Source organism: Flavobacterium gelidicaeli, assembly GCF_013294005.1.
In the GTDB taxonomy this organism is placed as follows: domain Bacteria; phylum Bacteroidota; class Bacteroidia; order Flavobacteriales; family Flavobacteriaceae; genus Flavobacterium.
In genome coordinates this window covers 1-8,144 of record NZ_JABSNK010000026.1, presented here as the reverse complement: position 1 = coordinate 8,144, position 8,144 = coordinate 1, and the positions used below count along the sequence as shown (strand labels likewise).

Genomic DNA, 8,144 nt, shown 5'->3' with positions numbered 1-8,144 from the left:
GGGTTTTAGTGGAATTATCGTTTCGCTTTAAATTTTCTTTAAGCCGAAAATTTATCGTTTACGATTCCCCCACCATTTCAAAGCCGCAAAACGTTATGCCTCAGTTTAAAAAACCGCAGAAGAAATCCAAAAAATATGAATGATAAAGAATTAAAAATATTATTTCTTAGAACAAAATTAGAAAACGAATCTAAGAACCTCAATTCAGATAGTTTTTTTGACTTAGTTAAAGACAATCTAGGATGGGCGAAATATAACCAAATATATGCTGAATTTGCTAATAACTCTTTACTAGACTCAAATACACATACTAAGTTAACCGAACTCGGTAAAAATACTTTAAAAATATTGGAATTAGAACTCGAACAAGAAGTTACAGATCAAAAGGTGGAACGTAAAAAACTGCATAATGAATCTAAACTATCTGAATGGCAAATTAAAACATTTTGGCCTTTATTTATATTTGGTTTATTTGGTGGTTTATATAGTGCTTATGACATTATAAAAACTCTGACAAAAAAAGAAGATGCAAAAGTAGAACAATTAACCAAATCAGAAATGGAATCGGAATTATCTAAATTGCGTACTTTAATTTTAACCCAAAAAAAGGATAGTACTTCAACTCATTCAAATTCTAAAAAAAGTAAATAACAACTTTAATCATAAAACATTTTTTTAAAATTACTTTATACTTAAACGTTGCTGAAGCTGAACAGAAAATTGTTACTAAAAAAATTGTGGCGAAAAAACCGAAGGCATAACAGCCGTTTGGCGAGATTGGGGTTTTAGTGGAATTGGCGTTTTTTCATTACCTTTACGTTCAGCCGAAAATACTCGGTTTCAAAAGTCCCCAACCTCGCCAAGCGCCAAGACGTTAGCTGATATTTAAAGAAAAACTAGAGAATTTAATAACCTAACACAACAAATGACAGCAATTTTTATCAGTTTATGTTTTATAATTATAATCATTCTTTTTAGACATAATTTCATATTATTAAGAACTTTACAAAACTTCAAAAAAATAGAATCTAAAGATAATGTTGATACTATTGGAATAATAGTAATAATTCTAATAATAGTTTTTCTAGTTCCATATCTTTTTACACTCTCAGTTTTTAAAGAATATAATTTTAGTGAAACAGGTCAAATAGGCGACACAATTGGCGGTCTAACTTCTCCATTCATAAATGGAATTGGTGCTATACTCGTTTATATAGCTTTTAAAGAGCAAAAAAAGTCAAATGATATACTTACTGAGGAAATAAATAATGAAAAGCGTAAAGAACTTGAAGAACTTGAGATGCTTAAAAAAGTTATTCTCTACGATTTGGATATTAGAATAAAACCTAGTGCAGAAAGAATAGTTCCTGAAATTCATAAATGTCTTGAAGAGTTGGAAGATACAAAAATCAAATATTATAGCAACCATATCGATTTTAACGACCGAATATTCAAATCAAATAATTTATCAAACTATCTAAAAATTTTTAATAAAGACCCACAAGATTTTAATTTAATTTTAAATATTTATAATAGAGTTAATTTTATTTACAACCACACACCTTTACAGATTTCATATAAATATCCAACAGATAAAAATAATATGGTTTTTATTGATGTGCAAAAAAAACAACGAACAGCAACAATTGAAAGGCATTTAGCTAAGAAAAAAATTGAACTCGAATTATTAATTAATAATACAGAATCTTTAATAAATAATATTAATGTAGTCTTAAAGAAATATAAATAAACATCAGCTAACAGCGGTTTGCAAAAATGGCGAAATATGTAGTAAATTCACGTTTATCTTTCGCAAGAAAATTTATCTTAGCCGAAAATAATCGGTCACGAAGTTCGCCACTTCTGCAAGCCGCAACACGTTGCAATATATAATCTTGCCGAGCTGGAGAATTCAAGAACCTAACGCAACAAATGATAAATTTTATCTTTGTTGAATTATGGAAAAAAAGTACAAAAGATTATCCTTCGAAGAACGTATTATAATTGAGACTTTACTCAAGGAAAATAAGTCCAAAAGCTACATTGCAAAACAAGTAAACCGAAATAGATCCACCATTACCAAAGAAGTGAAACTTTGGATATTAAAGCCAACCGACATCTACAAGGCTGATTTAGCACATTGGTATGCTTTAGAAAACAATAAAATCAAAAGAACTCAAGATAAAATAAACTCACATCCCAGACTTAAAATGTTCATTTATAGAAGTTTATTAAAGGGGACGAGCCCTGAATTAATGGCTGGACAAATCAAGGTATTATACCCAAATGACCCTATTATGTCCATTTCTTACGAATCTATTTATAAGCATATTTATAGATTTAGACAATCTACGTTGGGTAAAAAACTAATCAAACTTCTACCCTATCATCATCACAAAAGACGGGACAAAAGGAAATATGGTATAAAAAAAACTCGAATCAAAGACCAAGTCAGTATTGATGATAGACCTAAATATATCGAGGAACGCCTTGAAGCTGGACATTTAGAAGGAGATTTAATGATTGGTGTAGCACACAAAAGTGCTATTGGAACCATTGTAGATAGAAAAACTAGATTTTTAATTATTGTAAAAATCAACAACAGAAAATCCAAAACAGTAACTCACGAATTTGCAAAGCTCTTAAATAAACAACCTCAATACCTCAGAAAAACAATGACTTACGATAACGGAATAGAAATGGCTAATCATAAATGGCTCTCAGAAAAAACTGGAATGGATATTTATTTTGCACATCCATACTCCTCATGGGAAAGAGGAACAAATGAAAATACTAATGGACTAATTAGAAGGTTTTTACCCAAAGGAACCGACTTTAACACAATAACTATTGAAGAACTAAAACGAATAGAAAACAACCTAAATAACAGACCTAGAAAGGTTTTAGGTTTCAAGACACCTAATGAAATGAGAAGCGAGGAAATCAACAAAATGAATCAAGCAACGGCTTAAGTTTGGAAATAACTTTTGGCTCCTTAAAAAGCCAAAAAAGTTATTCTAAAATTAAGCACATTATCTAAGAAAAATACTAAATTTGATTAATTAAAAAAAACTAACACTGTTGCGCTAGACCCTTGAATCCGCCGCTTTGTGCTTAAAAAAAAATTAGAAAATAATCGCAAAGCAGAAAGTATTTTGGTCTAATTAAAATGATGCAGTTTGCGCTGAAAAAAAATCAGAATGAAACCGTCAAGCAGAAAGTATTTCGTTCTAATTATGTGATGCAGTTTGCTTACAAAAAATATAGCGAAATCATTAAACAGAAAATATTTTGGCATATTGAAATGATGCAGATCGCGAAAAAAAAAAATCGGTAAAATCGTTTAACCAAAAATACTTTGGTTCTTTTTAAGAAAAGTAGTTTATCCCGAAATAGATTACGAAAAGAACAATTATAAAAAAATTACATATTGCAACACACGTTTTGCCGTATTTGGGGTTTTAGTGGAATTATCGTTTTTATTCGTATATTCGTTTAACCAAAAATAATCGTTTTACATGCCCCAAACACGGCAAAGCGTAGGAACGTTAAGCAATATAATATCAAAAAAAAAATCTGTTTAAATTCACATTTATGATTAAGTAGAAAATATTTTGAAATCAGCATCTTAAGCAGAATGTGGAATGAAAAATTATTGCTGAAATGTTTGTGGCGAAAGTTGAAAAGGAAAATGATTACCGAAGTATTTGTGGCGAAAATTGAAACGGAAAATGATTGCCGAAGTGTTTGTGGCGAAAGTTGAAACGGAAAATGATTGTCGAAGTGTTTGTGGAGAAAGTTGGAGAGGAAAAATATAAAAACCATTTAGACGGAAAACTTCTAAAATTCATTCAAAATCCACGAAATATAAATAAAATTGTCGTATAATTACATTGCTTAACAACGGTTTTGCAATAGTGGGGTTTTAGTGGAATTATCGTTTCGCTTCAAATTTTCTTTAAGCCGAAAATTTATCGTTTACGATTTCCCCACCATTTCAAAGCCGCAAAACGTTGTAATATATTTTAGCGCCGAATTTTGCGGTGAAAAATTCCCTACTTCACTCCTACTAAGAAAATAATCTGTAATCCAAAAAGTTGTCGTTTATCAAAGAAAATTTGAAAAGTTTTATGTAAAATAGATTCTGGCGAAATCGTTAAGCCGAAAATAATTTGCTTCAATTAAAGTGATGCAGTTTGCGTCGAAATAGATTTTTGTAAAATCGTTAAGCCGAAAGTATATTGGTTGAATTAAAGTGATGCAGTTTGCGTCGAAATAGATTGTGGTGAAATCGTTAAGCCGAAAATAATTTAGCTTAATGAAAATGATGCAGTTTGTGGCGAAAAGTATTGTGGCGAAAAATTGAATAACGAGGGGTTTTTTGCTGATAAAAACATATTACAACACTGGTTTAGCATGATGGGGAATTTAGTGGAATTTCCGTTTTTTTTCATATATTCGTACAGCCAAAAATAATCTGCTTATAAGTTCCCCACCAAGCTAAGCCAGGAACCGTTGTAGGCAAGTTTATCGCAGAAAGGAGAAAAATTGAAACTAACAAAGAAATTTTAAAATGAAAAAACAATTTTTATTTACATTATTAGCAGTATTTAATATTTATTTTTCTTACTCACAAAATACAAAAATAATAGTTTTAGATAGCATATCAAACTTGCCAATAAAGTACGCTAATGTGAATTTTCTAAATGGCTTTGGTGTTTTTTCAAATGAAAAGGGTAACATTATGATTTCTGATTTAAATATTAATTCAATTGAAATATCTCACGTATCTTATGAATCTAAAAAAATAGATTTGAACAAAATAAATAACTCAATTGTACTTTTAAAACCAAAAATCATAAAATTAGATGAAATCGTTATTAAAAAAGAAAAATTAAAATTACTGAAAACGATAAGTTTAAAGCCTAAAATTCATAGTAATTACAAAGAAATGTTTTTTAGTGCAATCGGCTTAAAATTAGCTTTTAAAATAAATTCATCAGGTAACAAAATAAACTTCTTAAAAAGTATTGAAATTCCTTTATCTAAAAAGACAAACGATGCAACAAAAGATTTTTATCCAGAAAAAAAATATCCATATAAAACATTGATAAAAGTAGAAATATTAAAATCTATAGATGATAAACCCGGTGAAAAATTATATGATTACAATAAGTATGAAATAATCAATTCAGAACGTTTAAATGATTCTTTTATCTCAACGTTTGAAAAAAACATTAAAATTCCCGAAAATGGTTTGTTTGTTGTATTAACATTTATTGGAAAAGTTGATGAAAATAACTTATTAATTACTGAAATGCCTTATGACATCAATAAAAAATTTCCTGATAGAAAATTTATAAAATGGATTCTACCAAATATTCCAATTACAGCAAGTGACAAAAATTCTAATACATTTTTCAGATTTGATTACGGGACAGAATCGAATTGGAAACAAATAGAAAAACCTATCATTTATGACAATAATAAGGAATATCCAATTTTTGATATCGGAATCGGTTATAAAATTGATTTAATGGAATAAAAACCTGCCTACAACAGCGGTTTGCATAAATGGCGAAATATGTGGTAAATTCACATTTATCTTTCGCAAGAAATTTTATCTTAGCCGAAAATAATCGGTCACGAAGTTCGCCACTTCTGCAAGCCGCGACACGTTAGCCGTCAGTTTGGCGGAACGCAACAGAAACGTGAACAGAATAACAACAATCTAAATCAAATCCAAAAACAAATGAAAAAAGTACTTTTACTTTTATTAGCAACTATTTCTTTAACTTCGTGTAAAGAAAATTCTAAAAATTTATCCGCTCAAACTAATTCACATATTACATTTAAAGGTTTGGATTCGATAAATTACAAACCAAAAACAGAAATTGAAAAATACTTACAAAAAAACGGTTATGCTTTTTTAAATAGTCAACCAAAATCTGATCAATGGAAATCGGAGAAAAATGAAGAAATAATACAATTTAACGGAGAAGGAGTTTTAGTTTTTTTGACATATAGTAATGATTCCTATGATTCACTTTTAGCAGATTTGAAAAAATCGGAATATAAAAGTTCTGGAACCTCAATTAAAAACAACATAGAAGTTGAATCATATTCAAAGGATAAAGAAACTATATTTTTATCATCATTGATAAACCCAGAAGATAACAAAAAAGTTTATTCCCTAACTTTTATTAACTAACTATTAAATTATTATTTATGAAAAAATTACTTTTTTTAACGCTTTTACTTATTTCTAATGTTAGCTTTTCTCAAAATGAAATAAAAACTGTAAATAGACCAGATGGTGTAACATTAAAATATTTTAACCCAGTTCCTGTAGCGATAGCTAATTCACACGAAGCAGGACTTTCTTTATATAAAAACATAAATACGAAGCAATATTTTTTAACTGTAACTGTTCTATTCAAACAAAAATCACCAACAGAATTATCGGGAAATCTACTTATTCAGACAACTGGAACTAAAGGTTTATCTCTTGCACCTGTGTGGCATAAGCTAATAGATATGAATGGCAGAAATGTTGCAACGTCAATGTATGTATTAACAAACCGTGACATAACAGAACTTAAAACTCGACCAATAAAACTTATAAGTTTCAATGCTTACGACCAGCCAGTTGGTTTAAATCTTACCAAAAACAAAGATTTGCTGATTAAAGAATTATCAAAATTGTAATTATGAAAACATTAAAAATAATTATTGCGCTAATACTTACCTATGCTTTTATCAAAAGCGGAATTGATCTTTGCAATGAAGAGCCTGAAAACTCAATGATGTATGTAATTATAATATTGGTTTTTCTACTAATTCCAGCATATTTATTTTATAGCGCCACAAAAACCGTTGAAGACAAAAAAACTTCATTGGAGAAAAAAGAAAATGAAGAAATAAACAATATGAAGTAAATGGAGTTCATTGATTATTATAAAGTTTTAAACATCTCTGAAAATGCAACTTTAGAAGAAATCAAAAAAGCATTTAGAGAACTTGCAAAAGAATTTCATCCTGACAAAAATAAATCTAGTGATGCAAGTTTAAAATTTAGAGAAGTGTTCGAAGCATACGAAATTTTGAAAGACAAAATTACAAAAGACATTTTTGATGAACGCAGAAAAAATTTTTATAATAAAAAAAGTGCAGAATTTGATAATGAAAAGAACACGAAAAGTGAAACATATGAATACGTAAAAAAAGAAGCTAATAAAAGAGCAGAATATTTTTCAAAAATGACTTTTGATGATTTTTTACAATCTTCAATATTTATGTTAAAAAAAGTAACATCAAAATTTGCACTTATTTTAATGTTTCTATTTGGCTTATTTATGATATTTTTCGGCTTTTTTGCTTTGGTAAACACAAACAATAATCAAGGTTTTGGCTTTTTAATAATGTTGTTTTGTTTTGCTTTTGGTGGAGCTCTAATTTATATTGCACAAAATGATTTAAAAAAATGAAAATAGTAGAAATTGAAAATTGCAAAGTTGGTTATATTTTAAAAGGATTTGTAAATCATAAAAATAAAGGTCATTATATCATATTTATCAAATCTTATCATTTTCCAGACTTTATTGGTGCAATGATTTCAACCAAAAATTTTGAAAACAAAAATTTATTAATGTCTGAAAATCATTTTAATAAAACTTTTGAAGATGGTGTGAATTGCAAAATTATTTTTAATAATTCTCATCTAATTTTAGCTAAACTTCATAAATTTTTTGATATGGGACCATTTGAATTATGTGGTATTTTATCAGAAGACGGAATTAAATTTGCTAAAGATAATCTCAATAATCTAGATTTAGAAAATTGGAGTCAATATTTAGAAAGAACAAATGATACAAATGGATTATAACAAAGAAAACCGAACGGCTAACAGCGGTTTGCAGAAATGGCGAAATATGTGGTAAATTCACGTTTATCTTTCGCAAGAAATTTTATCTTAGCGGAAAATATACGGTTACGAAGCTCGCCACTTCTGCAAGCCGCGAAACGTTATAATAGATATTTTGCCATTTTGGAGAATTCAATAACCTAACGCAACAAATGATAAATTTTATCTTTGTTGAATTATGAAAAAAACCTACAAGCGATTATCATTAGAAGAACGTATT

General features: G+C 28.5%; 9 protein-coding genes. All 9 read left to right on the top strand.

Annotated elements, in window-relative coordinates; all coding sequences use genetic code 11:
- The first annotated feature begins 135 nt into the window (after window positions 1-135).
- The gene (locus HNP99_RS17475) at window positions 136-651 is read left to right on the top strand and encodes a hypothetical protein (RefSeq protein ID WP_173854737.1); all 516 of its coding nucleotides are present in this window, start codon (window positions 136-138) and stop codon (window positions 649-651) included.
- A gap of 274 nt (window positions 652-925) precedes the next feature.
- Complete coding sequence (locus tag HNP99_RS17470) at window positions 926-1,750, top strand: hypothetical protein (protein ID WP_173854736.1); 825 nt, start codon at window positions 926-928, stop codon at window positions 1,748-1,750.
- A gap of 208 nt (window positions 1,751-1,958) precedes the next feature.
- Window positions 1,959-2,972 carry an IS30 family transposase gene (locus HNP99_RS17465; RefSeq protein WP_173854735.1) on the top strand — a complete coding sequence of 338 codons (1,014 nt, stop codon included), beginning with the start codon at window positions 1,959-1,961 and terminating at the stop codon, window positions 2,970-2,972.
- 1,601 nt (window positions 2,973-4,573) lie between these two features.
- Window positions 4,574-5,545 (top strand): peptidase associated/transthyretin-like domain-containing protein, encoded by a 972-nt coding sequence (locus HNP99_RS17460; protein WP_173854734.1) that lies wholly within the window; start codon window positions 4,574-4,576, stop codon window positions 5,543-5,545.
- Between the two features lie 207 nt (window positions 5,546-5,752).
- Window positions 5,753-6,211, top strand: a complete 459-nt coding sequence (locus HNP99_RS17455; protein WP_173854733.1) for a hypothetical protein — start codon at window positions 5,753-5,755, stop codon at window positions 6,209-6,211.
- A 17-nt stretch (window positions 6,212-6,228) separates the two neighbouring features.
- A complete protein-coding gene (locus HNP99_RS17450) occupies window positions 6,229-6,708 on the top strand; it encodes a hypothetical protein (protein ID WP_173854732.1) in 480 nt (159 codons plus the stop codon).
- A gap of 2 nt (window positions 6,709-6,710) precedes the next feature.
- The gene (locus HNP99_RS17445; RefSeq protein ID WP_173854731.1) at window positions 6,711-6,938 is read left to right on the top strand and encodes a hypothetical protein; all 228 of its coding nucleotides are present in this window, start codon (window positions 6,711-6,713) and stop codon (window positions 6,936-6,938) included.
- Complete coding sequence (locus HNP99_RS17440; protein ID WP_173854730.1) at window positions 6,939-7,487, top strand: J domain-containing protein; 549 nt, start codon at window positions 6,939-6,941, stop codon at window positions 7,485-7,487.
- Window positions 7,484-7,885: a hypothetical protein gene (locus tag HNP99_RS17435; protein WP_173854729.1), complete on the top strand. Its 402-nt coding sequence runs from the start codon at window positions 7,484-7,486 to the stop codon at window positions 7,883-7,885. Before HNP99_RS17440 ends, HNP99_RS17435 begins: the two co-directional genes overlap by 4 nt.
- Window positions 7,886-8,144 lie beyond the last annotated feature (259 nt).